The 14,689-nt window shown below is 69.5% G+C and carries 15 protein-coding genes, 1 tRNA gene and 1 pseudogene; 7 read left to right on the top strand and 10 right to left on the bottom strand.

Translation table 11 applies throughout. The features are described 5' to 3' along the window. Positions 1–283: 283 nt before the first annotated feature. Positions 284–2,884, top strand: coding sequence for a SpoIIE family protein phosphatase (locus AC559T_RS11405; RefSeq protein WP_498868675.1), 2,601 nt, complete (start codon positions 284–286; stop codon positions 2,882–2,884). 148 nt (positions 2,885–3,032) lie between these two features. Here the strand turns inward: AC559T_RS11405 and AC559T_RS11400 are convergent, their stop codons facing one another. Both AC559T_RS11400 and AC559T_RS11395 read right to left on the bottom strand, forming a co-directional pair. After that, a complete protein-coding gene (locus AC559T_RS11400) occupies positions 3,033–4,556 on the bottom strand; it encodes a catalase (protein WP_112109100.1) in 1,524 nt (507 codons plus the stop codon). A 347-nt stretch (positions 4,557–4,903) separates the two neighbouring features. Continuing rightward, complete coding sequence (locus tag AC559T_RS11395) at positions 4,904–5,089, bottom strand: magnesium transporter accessory protein (RefSeq protein ID WP_112109101.1); 186 nt, start codon at positions 5,087–5,089, stop codon at positions 4,904–4,906. Between the two features lie 181 nt (positions 5,090–5,270). Here AC559T_RS11395 and AC559T_RS11390 point away from each other — a divergent pair, with 181 nt between their 5' ends. Together AC559T_RS11390 and AC559T_RS11385 are read left to right on the top strand one after the other, a co-directional pair. Continuing rightward, on the top strand, positions 5,271–5,441 hold the full coding sequence (locus tag AC559T_RS11390) for a CsbD family protein (RefSeq protein WP_071059584.1): 171 nt from the start codon (positions 5,271–5,273) through the stop codon (positions 5,439–5,441). A gap of 202 nt (positions 5,442–5,643) precedes the next feature. Continuing rightward, positions 5,644–6,612 (top strand): TIGR03557 family F420-dependent LLM class oxidoreductase, encoded by a 969-nt coding sequence (locus AC559T_RS11385; protein WP_112109102.1) that lies wholly within the window; start codon positions 5,644–5,646, stop codon positions 6,610–6,612. Here AC559T_RS11385 and AC559T_RS11380 read toward each other — a convergent pair. From AC559T_RS11380 to AC559T_RS11365, 4 genes are all read right to left on the bottom strand, one after another. Beyond that, the gene (locus tag AC559T_RS11380; protein WP_235014987.1) at positions 6,609–6,854 is read right to left on the bottom strand and encodes a DUF6328 family protein; all 246 of its coding nucleotides are present in this window, start codon (positions 6,852–6,854) and stop codon (positions 6,609–6,611) included. The genes AC559T_RS11385 and AC559T_RS11380 overlap by 4 nt on opposite strands. Continuing rightward, on the bottom strand, positions 6,851–6,952 hold the full coding sequence (locus AC559T_RS11375) for a DUF72 domain-containing protein (RefSeq protein WP_498868674.1): 102 nt from the start codon (positions 6,950–6,952) through the stop codon (positions 6,851–6,853). The genes AC559T_RS11380 and AC559T_RS11375 overlap by 4 nt, the downstream gene beginning before the upstream one ends. 30 nt (positions 6,953–6,982) lie before the next feature. Beyond that, positions 6,983–7,960 carry an alpha/beta fold hydrolase gene (locus AC559T_RS11370; RefSeq protein WP_498868673.1) on the bottom strand — a complete coding sequence of 326 codons (978 nt, stop codon included), beginning with the start codon at positions 7,958–7,960 and terminating at the stop codon, positions 6,983–6,985. Positions 7,961–8,169: 209 nt separating this feature from the next. After that, positions 8,170–9,729, bottom strand: a complete 1,560-nt coding sequence (locus AC559T_RS11365; RefSeq protein WP_498868672.1) for a CYTH and CHAD domain-containing protein — start codon at positions 9,727–9,729, stop codon at positions 8,170–8,172. An 80-nt stretch (positions 9,730–9,809) separates the two neighbouring features. On the opposite strand from AC559T_RS11365, the gene AC559T_RS11360 reads away from it, so the two are divergent. Further along, the gene (locus tag AC559T_RS11360) at positions 9,810–9,998 is read left to right on the top strand and encodes a hypothetical protein (protein WP_112109104.1); all 189 of its coding nucleotides are present in this window, start codon (positions 9,810–9,812) and stop codon (positions 9,996–9,998) included. A gap of 19 nt (positions 9,999–10,017) precedes the next feature. On the opposite strand, the gene AC559T_RS11355 is transcribed toward AC559T_RS11360, so the two are convergent. The 4 genes and pseudogenes from AC559T_RS11355 to AC559T_RS11340 form a co-directional block, all read right to left on the bottom strand. Beyond that, entirely contained in the window at positions 10,018–10,578 is a 561-nt protein-coding gene (locus tag AC559T_RS11355; RefSeq protein WP_498868671.1) for a hypothetical protein, read from the bottom strand. Positions 10,579–10,740: 162 nt separating this feature from the next. After that, the gene (locus AC559T_RS11350) at positions 10,741–11,193 is read right to left on the bottom strand and encodes a VOC family protein (RefSeq protein WP_498868670.1); all 453 of its coding nucleotides are present in this window, start codon (positions 11,191–11,193) and stop codon (positions 10,741–10,743) included. Between the two features lie 50 nt (positions 11,194–11,243). Then, positions 11,244–11,897, bottom strand: a complete 654-nt coding sequence (locus AC559T_RS11345; RefSeq protein WP_498868669.1) for a TetR/AcrR family transcriptional regulator — start codon at positions 11,895–11,897, stop codon at positions 11,244–11,246. 349 nt (positions 11,898–12,246) lie between these two features. After that, a pseudogene (locus tag AC559T_RS11340) lies at positions 12,247–12,712 on the bottom strand (IS3 family transposase); the annotation flags it as partial. 23 nt (positions 12,713–12,735) lie between these two features. On the opposite strand from AC559T_RS11340, the gene AC559T_RS11335 reads away from it, so the two are divergent. The 3 genes from AC559T_RS11335 to AC559T_RS11325 all read left to right on the top strand — a co-directional run bounded on the left by AC559T_RS11335 (position 12,736) and on the right by AC559T_RS11325 (position 14,574). Further along, positions 12,736–13,347, top strand: coding sequence for a tyrosine-type recombinase/integrase (locus tag AC559T_RS11335; RefSeq protein ID WP_498868712.1), 612 nt, complete (start codon positions 12,736–12,738; stop codon positions 13,345–13,347). A 123-nt stretch (positions 13,348–13,470) separates the two neighbouring features. After that, positions 13,471–13,543, top strand: a tRNA-Lys gene (locus AC559T_RS11330). Between the two features lie 242 nt (positions 13,544–13,785). Continuing rightward, on the top strand, positions 13,786–14,574 hold the full coding sequence (locus AC559T_RS11325) for a DUF429 domain-containing protein (RefSeq protein WP_498868668.1): 789 nt from the start codon (positions 13,786–13,788) through the stop codon (positions 14,572–14,574). The last annotated feature ends 115 nt before the right edge of the window (positions 14,575–14,689 follow it).

Here is a 14,689-nt window from a genome sequence, read left to right as displayed (position 1 = left end):
CTACCCGATGACGCTCGGGTCGCCCGTTTCGTCGGTGCCCCCGCCGGCTGACGACGGCCCGCACCGCTACAGGCTGCGGGAGCCAGGATGATCTTCGGCTTGGTGTGATCCGGCTTGGCGTGATCCGACCGGTGCCTTCTGCGTTCGCGTATCGGGGCTGCGGCTGTCGTCTGCTTGGGCGACCCTGTGGCCAGGGGATGTGCTGATAATCCAGGTAGCACGGTTGCGTTTGTGTGCCGGCTGGGGTGGCATGTCCACCTGGACTGGAGCGGGGTGGGCGGCGGTGACTGTGGGGGGCCGGGCTGACACCCTCGCCGAGCTGCGTCTCGACGCCACCCCCGACGCGGTCGCGCACGCGCGTCGGGCGGCCACCAGGGCTCTCTCCGGTACCCGCTGGCAGGCGATCGCGTCCGATGTCGCGCTCGTCGTCAGCGAGCTCGCGACAAATGCCGTTCTACACGGAAGCGTTCCGGTGCATGTCCGGCTCCGTTCCGGCGCCTCGGCGATCCGGGTCGAGGTCAGTGACGGAAGTCGGGTGGAGCCCGTCCGGCCGCCGCCGGACGGCGGCGGTCTGACCGGGCGTGGTATGGCGCTGGTCGCCTTCACCGCGACACGGTGGGGGGTCGAACCCGATCATGGTGGAAAGACCGTGTGGGCGGAGCTCGGCGAGGCGGGGAACCACCACGGGGCTGTGTCCGACGCGCCGTCACCCAGCGCGCCGAGGGCTGACCGGGGCGAGTATCTGATCACTCTCGGGGATGTCCCGACAGATCTACTGCTCGGGGCGAAGCACCACGTGGACGGCCTCATCCGGGAGTTCGCCCTCGCCGCGGGCGGCGCGGCCACCGGCGCGAGCGGCACCGTGCCGCAGCGGCTGGCGGAACTACTGGAGCTGGTGACGAACCGTTTCGCCCGGCCGCGGGAGGCGATCAAGCGTCAGGCGTTGGCCGCCGTCGCGGCCGGGGAGCCGCGAACCCATCTCCAGCTGGCGTTGCCCCTGGATGCCGCGGACGCCGGCGAGGAGTACCTGGCGGCGTTGGAGGAGATCGAGAGCTACGCCCGTGCCGCCCGCCTGCTCACCCTGGAATCGCCGCCGCAGCATGTGGCTTTCCGCCGCTGGTACGTGGGATCGCTGGTGACACAGCTCCGGATCGCTGCCCGGGGCGGCGTGCCCGAGCCGGTGCGTACCTTCGAGCAGTATCTGCTGGACACTCTCGACGAGGTGGTCAGAACCCAACGCACGGCAGAACGGGCCGCGCGGCTGCAGGGGGTCACCGCGGCCCTCGCTCTGGCGACGACGCCGGAGAAAGTCGCTGAGGTGGTGGTTTCCGAGGGGGTGACCGCCCTGGGCGCGTTCGGGGGCGGCCTGCTGGTCGCGCGGGACGCTGGGCGGCTCGCGGTCCCCGGCACCGTCGGGTACCGCGAGGAGGTGGTCTCGATGCTGCGTGCGGAACGGCTCGACGACCGCTTGCCGGCCGCCGATGCGATCCGCGGCGGTATGCCGGTCTGGTTGGAATCCCGCCAGGACCGCGACTCGCGCTACCCGGAGCTGGCCGAGCGGGAACCGAATGTGGTGTCGATGTGTGCGTTGCCGCTGCTCGTCGGTGACCGTGTGCTCGGGGCGTTGCGGTTCTCCTTCGACCACCCCCGGCTTTTCGACGCTGACGAACGTGACTTTGTCCTGGCGCTGGCGGTGCAGACCGCGCTGGCCGTGGAACGGGCCCGGCTGTTCGCCGCCGAGCGCCGTGCGCTCGAACGCAGCGCTTTCCTCGCGACGCTCGCCGACCGGATCACCACCACGCTGGACCCACGGCGCGTCCTCGAGCAGACCACCGACCTGTTGGTGCCCCGGTACGCCGAACGGGCCGTCGCGGTCCTGACGGACGAGCCGATGACCTCCATCGGCGATCCCTCCCCGAGGGAACTTGCCCTGATGAGGGCGGTTACCCAGACCGGAACCACGACCACGACCACGACCACGACCACCACTACCGACGGCGACGAGACCGTACTGGCTGTTCCGCTCACCGTCGGCGGCCGTACGGTCGCCGTCCTCGCTGTGCTCTGTCGCGAGGACAGCCCACGCGCCCGCGACGAGCAGGATGCCATCGAGGAGGTCGCCCGGCGTGCGGCCGTCGCGGTGGGCAACGCTCAGTTGTACGAACAGGAACGGCGCACCGCTCTCACCCTGCAACGCAGCCTTCTCCCGCAGCGACTGCCGACGATCGGTGGGCTGTCGTTCGCCTGGCGCTACCTTCCTGGCAGCGCCGGCGCCCTGGTCGGCGGCGACTGGTACGACGTCCTTCCCCTGGACGACGGTCGGGTGGCGCTTGTCATCGGGGACGTCATGGGGCACGGCATCCAGGCCGCCGCGACCATGGGCCAGCTGCGGGCCTCCGCCCGCGCACACATCACCACCGATCCCAGTCCGTCGGCCGTACTGGCCCGGCTCGATGAGGCGGCGAATCGTCTCGAGCAGGGACAGATCGCCACGGCGGCGCTTGCCGTGCTGGACCCCGCGAACGCGCGGCTCACCCTGGCATCCGCCGGGCACCTGCCACCGCTGCTGGTCCCTCCACGCGGCGAGGCCTACTACCTGCCGGTCGATCCAGGTCCCCCACTGAGCACGGGACTACCCGAGTACCCGCAGACGCAGACCACGCTCGAGTCGGGCAGCATTCTCCTGTTCTTCACCGACGGGCTTGTCGAGGACCGCAAACGGCCAGTGGACGAGGGGATGAAGCTCCTGCGGGTGGCTGCCACCGCGGCAGCTTCCCCCGACCAGCTGTGCGACCAGGCCCTGGCCGCACTCGGCCGGCTGGCCGGCCACGACGACGACACCGCCCTGCTCGCCGTCATGGTCAACACCCTGGGCCCCGCATGATCTCGCCGAGCTGGAGGTCATTGGCCCAACCGGCGATCTCAGCGTGCTCGCGGTAGTGGCGGACTCGAGGTAGTGGCGGAGGTGGCGCCGCCGGCCGTGGTTCGGGCCCGGCTGGGAGGGCGGGCCCCGAACCACGGCCGGCGGACGGTCAGGCCTTGGCCTGCGCGCTGGACCGGGCCGGGTTGGCCTGCTGCGCGGCCTTCGGGTCGGTCTCGTCCTGCTTGGCCCGTACGCCTGCCTCGATCTGGGTGCCGAGGTCCTTGTCGACATTGCGCCAGTACTCGAAGGCGCGGACCAGCACGGGTTCGCTGACACCGTCGAGCAGGTGCCCGACGACGTTGTCGACCAGCCGCTGCCGCGCGGCATCGTCGAGGACATCGCGGACCATCGTCCCGGCCTGCCCCCAGTCGTCGTCCTCCGGGCGCGAGGTGTAGGCGGCGCGAACCATCTCGCCGTCGGAGTACCAGTGGCCGCCGTCGTCGGTCAGTTCCGGCTGGGCCACCGGGCCGCTGTAGGAGTTCGGCGCGTACACCGGGTCGGTGACGTTCTGCACCCGCATCGCGCCGTCCTTGGAGTAGCTGTGGACGGGCACCTTCGCGGAGTTCACCGGGATCTGCTTGTAGTTCACACCAAGGCGGGCCCGGTGGGCGTCGGCGTAGCTGAACCCGCGAGCGAGCAGCATCTTGTCCGGCGACAGCCCGGTGCCCGCGACGATGTTGTTCGGCTCGAACGCGGCCTGCTCCATCTCCGTGTGAAAATCGGTGATGTTGCGGTTGAGCGTCAGCCGGCCGACCTCGTGCAGCGGGTAGTCGCCGTGCGGCCAGACCTTGGTCAGGTCGAAGGGGTTGAACCGGTAGGTCTTGGCCTCCTCGAACGGCATGATCTGCATCTTCAGCGTCCAGCTCGGGAAGTCCCCGGCGGCGATGTGCTCGAAGAGGTCGCGCTGGTGGTAGTCGGTGTCTACCGAGGCCATCTGGTCACCCTCGTCCTGGGTGAAGAACTCGATGCCCTGGTCGGTCTTGAAGTGGTACTTCACCCAGAACCGCTCGCCGGCGGCGTTGATCCACATGTACGTGTGGCTGGAGTATCCGTTCATGTTTCGCCAGGTACGCGGAATGCCGCGGTCACCCATCAGCCACGTGACCTGGTGCGCGGATTCCGGCGACAGCGTCCAGAAGTCCCACTGCATGTCGTGGTCACGCAGGTTGTTGTCGGCCCGGCGCTTCTGGGACCGGATGAAGTGCTGGAACTTCAGCGGATCCCTGATGAAGAAGACCGGCGTGTTGTTCCCGACGATGTCGAGATTGCCCTCGCTGGTGTAGAACTTGACCGCGAAACCGCGTGGGTCGCGCCAGGTGTCGGGGCTGCCGCGCTCCCCGGCCACCGTCGAGAACCGAATGATCACATCCGTTTCGGTGCCCGGTTGGAACACCGCCGCCCGGGTGAACGCGCTCATGTCCTGGGTGACCTGGAAGGTGCCGAACGCGCCGCCGCCCTTCGCGTGCGGCTGACGCTCCGGGATGCGTTCCCGGTTGAAGTTCGCCATCTGCTCGATCAGGTAGTGATCCTGCAGCAGCAGCGGGCCGTCCGGCCCCACGGACAGCGAGTGCTCATCGCTGGCGACGGGTATTCCGGCATCGGTCGTCGTCGGACGAGGCTTCTGAACGGTCACGACTCACTCCATTACATCGCGGGATTTGACATCGCGGGACTTGCCCACCCGGTCGACAGCCGCGGCACCCGTCCCGGACCGCGATCCCGGCCTCGGCGATCACGAGCTCCGTGTCACCAGATGCCGGACGGCAGCGCCGTGCGACAGCCACCCCCTGTTCGTCGGCTACCCATCCCCGTACCGGGAAAACCGATGCGGACGAGGCCTGCGGCAGTCGGGACCGACGGAGCGCTGGTGATCCCGCCCCGAGTTGCGTGCCGGGTCGTCGCGATCGGCGCCGGTGCACCCACCGGCGTGGCTTCCAGGCCGACGATGAACGCGCGGGCGACTGCGTGCGGCGCCCTGACTCAGGCCCGGTGACGGATCAACGAACCTATGCCGCCACCAAACAGGCCAATCGCTCCCAGAAGGATCCCGAACGCCCCGAACGTCGTCTGTGTGTCCCAGGAGATGGCGGAGGTGAAAGCAATTAGGACACCAATCACAATCAGCGTGATAGCGGCAAGGGTGCCGATAATGCTCGGATCGGTCATATGGCCGTCTTACCCGGCGACGGCGGGTTGTAACGGGAGATCCTGACCTGACCCGGATCGGTGGCCATCGTGCAGAGTTCCCACCGTTTGAACGTGCCTGCTCCTACGGGTCACCGGGCCAGAGCTGGGTATAGCCGCACCGCAACCACGCGCGAGCGGTCATCCGACGGAGGAATTTTCGATGAGCATGGTGGACAAGGCGAGGAATGCCCTGCAGCGGTTCACGGGACGCGGCAAGCGGACCGCAGGCCGGGCCAGCGGGGACCGAGGGCTGGAAGCCCGAGGTGCCGCGGAGAAGATCGGTGGGAACATCAAGCAGGCCGGCGAGAACCTGAAGGACACCACGCGTTGACCGATGCGCGGTGGCGGGTGACATCAGGCTCCAGAACGGCACCGCCGAGTTCGAGACCCGCCGGGCCCGTCGCATTGACAGAGCCGATGACATCAACTCCGATCTCGCCGGCGGCCCGGGGGGATCCGGGCAAGGGATCCGGACGAGGGAGACCGGACGAGGGAGACCGGACGAGGGATCCGGACGAGGGAGAGGAGAAGAGATGCGGGTCGGCTACAAGCTGGCAACCGAGGCGTTCGGCCCCCGGGAGATCATCCGTCAGGCGGTCGCCGCCGAGGAGGCCGGCTTCGACTTCGTGGAGCTGAGCGATCACTTCCACCCGTGGCTGGACAACCAGGGGCATTCGGCGTTCACGTGGACGATGCTCGGCTCGATCGCCGAGCGCACCGACCGGGTCGGGCTGGTGACCGGCGTGACGTGCCCGACGATCCGGTACCACCCGGCGGTGGTCGCGCAGGCGGCGGCGACCGTCGCCCTCGTGTCCGACGGGCGTTTCACGCTGGGGCTCGGGTCGGGGGAGCGGCTCAACGAGCATGTCGTCGGGCGCGGGTTCCCCGCTGTGGCCAGGCGGCACGCGATGCTGCGGGAGGCTGTCGAGATCATCCGGCTGTTGTGGCGGGGTGGGTACCAGTCCTACGACGGGCGTTACCTCCAGCTGGAGGACGCGCGGGTGTTCGATCTGCCCGATCCGCTGCCGGAGATCGCTGTCGCCGCCAGCGGTGGGCCGTCGGTTCGGCTGGCGGCCGAGTGCGGCGATGCCCTGTTCGCCACCGAGCCCAAGCCCGGGATCGTCGAGGACTACGCGGCCGCGGGCGGAACCGGGGCGCGTTACGCCGAGGTTCCGCTGGCCTACGCGGCGGACGAGGCCGAGGCGGCCAAGGCTGTACACGCGACCAACCGGTGGGCGCTGACCGGCTGGAAAGTGATGAGCGAGCTACCCAACCCGGTCAACTTCGCCGCCGCGACGACGACGGTCACCGAGGACGACGTGAGGGGGCAGTTCGCCTGTGGTCCCGACCCGGCGCGGCATCTGGCGGCCGCCCGCGAGTTCACCGATGCCGGCTTCGACCAGCTGGTCCTGATGAACGCCGGCCCTGACCCGGACGGCTTCTTCGACTTCTTCCGCTCGACCTTGGCGGCGCCGCTGCGAGCCCTGGCCCCGGCCGCCTAACGGCCGGTGTCCCGATTGCCGCGCAGCCGGACGGCCATCGGGACGATCGCCCACAGGACCACCAGCAGCGCGAGCCGCGCGAGCCCTACCCGGGCGACCCGGCTCGCGACGCGGACCAGCGTCTGCTTCTCCCGGTGACCGAACACGGCCCGGTGAATGCTGACCGGCATCACGAGCAGGCCGGTCGCACCGGCCGGCAGGAGGACGATGGCCAGGTACAGCGAACGCTGCTCGTGGTTCACGTCGTGAGTCGACGCGCCGGCGTGCCTGGCGGGTACAGCACGCCGGTCCAGTGGGCGTAGCTCCAGCCGGACGTACCGATGTGCGCCTGCGCGCCCAACAGCCGTACCGTCCTTCCTTTCTTCGGGTCTCAGGGCTGTCGATCGCCGGTGGTGGGGATGCGCCGGGTCCGCGTCATCGGACGCAGGCTTGGGGTCATCGGACGCAGGCTTGGGCGCCGGCACACCCGGCGGCCCGGCAGCGTCCTGTCGATCAGCTCGCGTAGGCGGGCACTGACCGCGTTCGGGCGTTCGAGGATCACCGCGTGCCCGGCACCTGCCTCGACGGAGAGTTCGGCGGCCGGCACGGCCTCGGCCAGCGCCCTGCTGTGTTCCAGGGGAGTCATGAGGTCGGCGTCGCCGACGAGAAGCAGCGTGGGGACGTCCCGCAGCACACCCGTCGCCGCCAGCCGGTCGTGGTCGAGCAGCGTGTGCAGGAAGGCGCCGACCACGGGGATCGGGGTGTCCGCGATCATCCTCTCGAGGCGGTCGACCACCTCGTCTGGCACGTGAGTGGTGCCGAAGCCGAGCCGTCGGGTCAGCGCCCTCGACAGGCTGCTGCCCCGCCACCGGGCCCGTTCCAGCACTGACGGGGAGTGGCGCATCGCGGCGGCCACACCGGGCAGCGTCCGGCGTGCCGCGGTGGCGACCATGGCCGGCAGGCCGAGTACCGACCTGGCCAGCCCACCCGCGCTTGTGGACAGCAGGGCCACGGCGACGATCCGGTCGCCGAACAGCTCCGGGTGTGTCTCGGCCAGCCCGAGGATGGTCATCCCGCCCATCGAATGACCGATGAGCGCGATCGGGCCGGTCGGCACCCGGTCGTCGAGGACCCGGAGCAGGTCATCGGCGAGCTGCGCGAGGGTGCAGTGCTCCGCGTCGGACGGGCCCGACCGGCCGTGCGCGCGTTGGTCGTAGCAGACCGTGCGTCCCAGATCGGCGAGATTCCGGCGCTGGGAGGACCAGGCGTCCGCGGTCATGCAGAAGCCGTGCGCGAAGACGAGGGTCAGCGTCGCGTCGCTCGGGCCGATCTCGTCGACATGCAGGGACACCCCGTCGGAGGCGATCACCGTCGTCTCCCGCAGGGCGTGCGCGGCGGTCCGCGTCGGCTCCGCCGTTCGCCGCGTTCGCTCTGGGCGCCGTGCCCCGGGGACGGGGGCTGGGGAGCGCCGCATGCCGGGTGGAGCGACAGCCGTTCGGGCCTTCCGGGTCACCAGGCCCACGTCCCCACATCCATCAGTGCGATAAAAGCATCTGTGCCCCGTTCTGGGGTGGTGTATCAGTGCAGCCAGCGGCGGTGGCGCCGGCGGGAGAGCTTCGGCCAGCGGGCGGCGAAGACATCCCTGGTCAGGTGTGCCTGTTCCCGCTCGCCGCCGAGGAGAAGGCCGTAGGTGAAGGAGGATTCGCCGGCCTGGTTGGCGGCGATCGCGAACTCGCGCAGGACGCCCTGGGCGACGACGCAGTCCTGGTGCTCACCCAGGCTGTTCTGGATTTTCTTGGCTCGCCTGGTGTGCTTCGCGGCGTGTTCCCCGTAGACCGGCGTGGCCGCCTCGCTCGCGTAGCGCAGCTGCTTCGCGGCCTTCCGCGCGGCGTGCAGGGCGACGTCCTGGCTGTCGCCGGCGGGGGTGTGGAGGGCTCGATCGACCCGGCGGCGCAGCTTGCGGTCGGTTTTGCGGATCGGGGCGCGCAGGGCCGGCCCTGCCGGGCGGCGACCAAGGGCGGAATACGGTGGTTCGCCGACGAAGGCGATCAGGTCGTCGACGAAATCCAGGTACTGCGCGTCGCGCATCCAGGTCAGGGCCTGCTCCCGGCCGCGCAGGTGCTGTGCGCGCAGATGGCCCTGCACGCGGGCGGCGACGGGGCCCAGCAGGTCCCGTTCGTCGAGCGCGTCGATCCCGGCGGTGAACCGCTCGAGCTGGACCTCGCCGTCGCGGGCGGCATTGAGCAGGAGGTTCAGTTCCCGCAGTCGGGCCTGGAGCGCGCGCGCCGGTGCTGGGTCGAACAGCCGCTGGAACGTGCGCAGGGCGCTGCGCAGCCGGCGGGCGGCGACCCGCATGTCATGAACAGACTCGGGATCGCCGAGGCGCACGCGGGCGTCAGCGGCCAGCAGGGCCCGGGTATGGGTCGCCAGATAGCCGCGGACGGCCTCACCCGCGGTTCCCCCGGCCGGGGCGCCGTCGGCGGGGAGCTCGGGGAGTTCCGGCCGCGCCGCCCGCGATCCGAGTGCCCGGGCGAGCTTGGACGGCCCGGCGGCCGGCCGGGCCCCGGCCTCACACAGCACCGCGCCGGCCGCCGGCAGGACGTCGAGGTCGTCGCCGAGGGCCTCGACCTCGATCTCCCGCCAGCGGGACAGCGTCGTCGACGTGCCCAGTGTCTGGGCGTGGACCTCGTCGTCGGCTAGTTCCGCCAGGTCCCGTCCGTCGGGGGCGCGCAGAGTGGTCGCGCGGCGGACGGTCCGCACCCTCGCGACGGGGGCCAGGGGCCTGCCGCGGGTGGTGGCGGCCACGAGGTCGGCGAACTCGCCCGGGACAGTGCCCTCGGCGGAGGGGTCCCGCTCGATCGCGTCCAGCGGACGGCTGATCTCGTCCCGGCCGGCCCCCGAGCTCTGGAGCTTGAGATGCCAGCCGGCGTCATGCCCGCCCTGGCGCCGTCGCAGCGTGATGCGGTTGCGGGCAAGCCGCAGATCTTCGGTGTCGTAGTAGACGGCGTCGAGATGCTCCTCCGTCGGCCCGGCGGTCGAGGCGACCCCGGCAAGACCGGTCAGGGCCGGGACGACGAACGTCGAACTCACGTCGAACTTGGTCTCTACCTCCCGATGCCCGTGGGCCGGTGTACGCATAACACCCTCCGTGTCGGCTTTCACTTCTCCTTTCGGGCCTACCCCCTCCGATGTCGGTAACCCACCGCCCGCGGGGTGGGGTGAGACGTGCCTGCCTGGCGTACGGCGGCTCAGCGCGGTGTGAGACGGGGCTGTCCGGGTACCCGAACGAACGCCGCGAACATCATGCGCCGGCTCAGGCCAACGCGACGAGGAGCTACCCGGTGAGCCTGCTGACCAGCCTGCTGCACGACCTCGACCAGGACGAACGCGACCACCTCCGCTTCTGATCGCGCGGGACGGGGGCCGCTACTGGAACGGCGGCGCCAGCGTCCTGTTCGGCATAGACGGACCGCTGCCGAATGCCGACAGCATTCCGCGTGGTGCGTCCCGCCGCGATTGAGGCGAACGGCCACCGTCGCGCCAGGGAAGCAGTCCTCCACCCTCCCTGACGGCCGGCTGGGTTGGGGCCGTGGCGTCGAAGATGGATATGGTCCGCAGAATGCTCACCGCCTTCTGGGTGAATTTTCCAGTGATGAGGTCGTTGCAGGCCGGGTTCTCGTACATCAGTTGGACGGCGTACCGGCGTGCCCAGGCGGTGTCGACGGCGTTGTCCTGAGCAGGGATCGGTCCAACGTACGGGTGGATGTCGGGGTCCACCGGCGGCAGGGTCACCGGACCTGACGGCGGCAGCGGCGGCAGCGGTGTGGGACGCGGCGTGTTGCAGTGGGGCGAGCAGTCCACCGCAGCCGCCGCACTTGCCGGTCCGGCGCCCATGAGGACGGCTCCAGCCAGGGCGACAAGGGCGAGCAGACCGAAGACGGCCTGGCGGAAACGGCTGTAGGAGGGATGGGGATGGGGCCGGGGCATGAGAGCTCCGGACGGAAGGCGGTCAGTTGTCTTCTGTTCGGAGCAGCTCGGCTGCCGGATGACCCAGACCCGGTTTTGGCACCAGGCGGCCAGCGTTTCCCGGAGGCAGCGCGACACGCCGCCGGCTCGGTGTGTGCGGCGTGGGCCGGCTCGCCACCCGGGTCAGGCGGCGGAATCAGCGAGGGGACGGGGCTCGTGGATGTCCCGCAGCTCGGCGTCCACGATGACGATGAGCTCGACGCGCATGCCGTCGGGATCGGTGAACCAGACGGCATGGAACGCACCCAGATCCTCCACTGTGCCGTCGCTGGCGCCGCACGCGACGAGGCGGGCGCGCAGGGTCTCGAACGCTTCCGGCGATTCGGCCGTTAGGGCAAGATGGTCGAGGTGGCCCCGGTCGAACATCGCGGGCAGCGCGGCGCTGTGGGGATTTCCGACCACCTCGGCGGGATGCAGCCAGGAATGCGGGCCGGTCCGCAGTATCGCGTGCCGGAAGGCCGGGGTCGTCTCGCTGAAGACGACGTCCAGGTCGAAGACCCCGCGATAGAAGTCGATGAACCGGTCGAGGTTCCCGGTGAGGGCAGCGACGTGGTTGACGCCGACGAGCAGAGACATGTGAGATCCTTCGGTCATTCCCGGGCAGGGCAAGGTTCAAGGGTCTTCGTTCAGGGGACGTTTGTTTCGGAGGCGTTTGTTTCGGAGGCGATGCCGCCGGTTGCGTGGGCGGCAGTCGTGGGGGCGGTAAGGGCGACACCTCGGGCCCGGGCGCCTTCGAGGAGGAGCTCGAGGGCGAGAGCGGCCGACTCGGCGGACTCCGTACCGTCCATCTCCCAGAAGTCGCGCAGGGTCTGCCAGGTGGACGCGGTCGTGAGGAGCTGGACGACCGCGGCGACGCGGCGGGTGTCCTCAGCACCAAGGCCGGGCGCTTCCGCGCGGACGAGCGCGACGGCGGCGCTCTGGCGTTGCTCCCGGCTCGAGAGGCGAGCGAGCAGGCCCTCGGGAGTGAGCAGGAGTTCCCGGATGACCGGGGCTACCGCGTCGAACCCTGGAAAGGCCCGCCGTACGAGCGCGACGGCGCCCCGACCGTCGGTCGGCAGCTCACCGTCGAACCCGATCCGCCGGTTGGCCCAGGCGAAGACCGCGGCAAGCAGCGCTTCCCTTGTGGCGAAGTGCCGGTAGACGGTGCGTTCGGGAACGCCGGCCTCCTTCGCCACCTTCGCGAAGGTGAGGTCCTCCCCGGCCGTAAGCAGGGCGGCCACACCGTCGAGCACGCGTTCGCGCACGACCTCGGAGCGGGCCTCCCGCAGCGACGACTTCATGGCAGTGATGCTGCCAAGTTGGCAGTGACACTGTCAATATCTGTCAGGGAACTGTCGCCCCACCGCGCTGGTGCATGGCGCCGTCACATGGCGAGGATGAGGCGAGGCGTGGTCCCTTCCCCGGCCCCGCCCCCCGGTGCCGCCCTCCGGCCTTCGCCGGTTTCCTGGGGAGCTGGGTGTGGAATCGGGCCGCGTCGGCGGCCAGGGCCTGGGTCAGGCTGGGTCGATGCCGGGCCGGTGGATGTCGACGAGCGGCGCGGGCACGACTCCGCGCATCCCGAAGAGGCGGCCAGATATTTTGAGGTGCTGCCCGTTTCTCGGACACCGGTGTAGTCGGACTACATCAGCTTTATGCTGCTTCCTTCGCTTCGGTCTGGGTTGCGTGGTATGCGCGCTCGATGTGTTCTGGGGTGCGGTAGTCGAGAGCGGAGTGGAGTCGTTGCCGGTTGTAGAAGACCTCGATGTATTCGGCGATCGCCGTACGCGCGGCGCGGCGGGTCGGATAGGTTTCCCGGTGGACGAGTTCGTTCTTGAGTGTTCCGAAGAACGACTCCGCGGCGGAATTATCCCAACACACTCCGGTGGCCCCGACCGATGGGCGTACACCGTGGCTTTTCAGGACGCGATGGTAGGCATCCGACGTATCTTTGTGCGCCTCGATCGGAGTGGAAAATTGCGTTCTGGGTGAGGGTGGTGCGGGAGGTGGCCGTGGTGAACGCGTCGGTGATGAGTTCGGTGCGCAGGTGGGTGGCCATCGACCAGCCGAGGACATTGCGGGAGTAGCAGTCGATAACGGTGGCGGGGTAGATCCCCCCGGGCTACCCGGCCGCTCTACCCCATCTACCACCTCATCGCCTACCGCGGGCTCCGCCGCGGCGAATCCGTCGGCATCCACTGGGACGACATCGACTTCACCCACGCCACCCTCACCATCCGCTGGCAAGTCATCCAGATCGGCTACGCCACCCAGCTCGGCCGGCCCAAATCCGACGCAGGCGACCGCGTCATCTCCCTCTACGCCAACACCCTCGCCGTCCTGAAAACCGCCCGCACCCGCCAACACGCCGCCCGCCTCGCCGCCGGCCGCGACTGGCCCGACACCGGACTCACCTTCACCCACCCCGACGGCCAGCCCATCCACCCCGAACACCTCACCAACCGCTTCCACACCCTCCTCGACGAAGCCGCACTACCCCCCATCAGCCTCCACGGCCTCCGCCACGGCGCCGCCACCCTCGCCCTCGCCGCCGGCGCCGACCTCAAAGCCGTCCAAGAACTCCCCGGCCACTCCACCATCACCCTCACCGCCGACACCTACACCCACATCCTCCCGATCTCGCCAGCGAGATCGCCGAGAACACCGCCCGGCTCATCCCCCGCGCCCGCACCCCCCACCACTACCCGAAGACCATCACCAAGGACTGACCCCACCAGCCCCGCCCGGGCCTGACCCGGGCGGGGCCACACCCCCACCCCCACCAACCCTCAGAACTCCTCCCAACGTGCCCACCCGCCAGAACCTCGCGCCCCGCCCTCCCCCTGACCGAGCAGTTGGGTACGATGGTGCGCAGCAGGGCCGTTAGCTCAATTGGCAGAGCAACCGGCTTTTAACCGGTGAGTTCAGGGTTCGAGTCCCTGACGGCCCACCTCGGAGGGCACTTCCTGCGCACTTTTCAAGCACTCTCAAGGTCAATCTTTTGGCGCTTTCGCGGTCACCGGAAGCTGGCTGGACCGGTTTTATGACGGCCGCAGAACCGTGCGGGTTCTTACCAGTTACTGTAGCCCCGTTCCTCCTCCCAGTGGAGCGCATCTGGTGCTGGGTGTAGTGCTGATCTCCGAGGATTCGATCGCGAAGAGACCTTTATGCCCTGTCGCGTACCCTGATCAGATGATGACGATCGGCGTGGACCTGGCGGCGGAGCCGAAGAAGACCGCACTCGCCCGGATCGACTGGTCGCCAGGTTCAGCGGCGGTGAGGGAGGTCCTACTCGGTACGTCGGACACCGCAATCGTCATGTCGATCAAGAAAGCGGACAAGGTCGGTATCGATTGCCCGTTCGGTTGGCCGGAGTCCTTCGTCGCCTTCATCGCGGCCCACCAGGCCGGTAACGTCGTCGTCTCACCGGGGGTCACTGGTCTGGAGTGGCGACGTGCCCTGGCGTACCGAGCCACTGATCGGCGGGTCCAGGCAGAGACGGGGCTACGGCCGCTCAGCGTCGCCGCCGATCGGATCGCGCATACGGCGATGCGCTGCGCGGGACTACTGGCAACACTCGCAGGCGACGGCATGCCCGTGGACCGCGCCGGAGGTGGCGTCGTCGTCGAGGTGTACCCAGCCGCGTCGCTTGCCCGGTGGGGGCTACCGCACCGCGGTTACAAGACCAGGGACAACATTTCCGTCCTCGGCACGCTGGTCGACGTTCTCCTCGATGCGGCTGGATGGCTGGATCTCGGCACCCATGAAGATCTCTGCCGCCGTTCTGACGACGCCTTCGATGCCGTGATCGCCGCGATGACCGCCCGTGCCGCGACGCTGGGCCACACCGCCGCCCCCGGACCGGACGACGCCACCACCGCGGAACGGGAGGGGTGGATAGCACTGCCGACCAGCCCACTGTCCTCCCTCGTGCCAGACGGCCACCCGAGACCGGCCGAGCACCTACCTCCAGGACGGTGACTCCGAAGATCGCACCATGGGAGCGGCCTTGTTCTTCTACGCTGATAGCAGTCACGGGCAGCGCCAGCCGAACATGATCGAATGTGCGATCGGTGTTGTCTTTGCACGACGATGC

Origin of the sequence: Frankia sp. Hr75.2 (genome assembly GCF_949319125.1) — a bacterium.
Taxonomy (GTDB): domain Bacteria; phylum Actinomycetota; class Actinomycetes; order Frankiales; family Frankiaceae; genus Parafrankia; species Parafrankia soli.
This window is presented reverse-complemented; position numbering and strand designations above follow the sequence as displayed.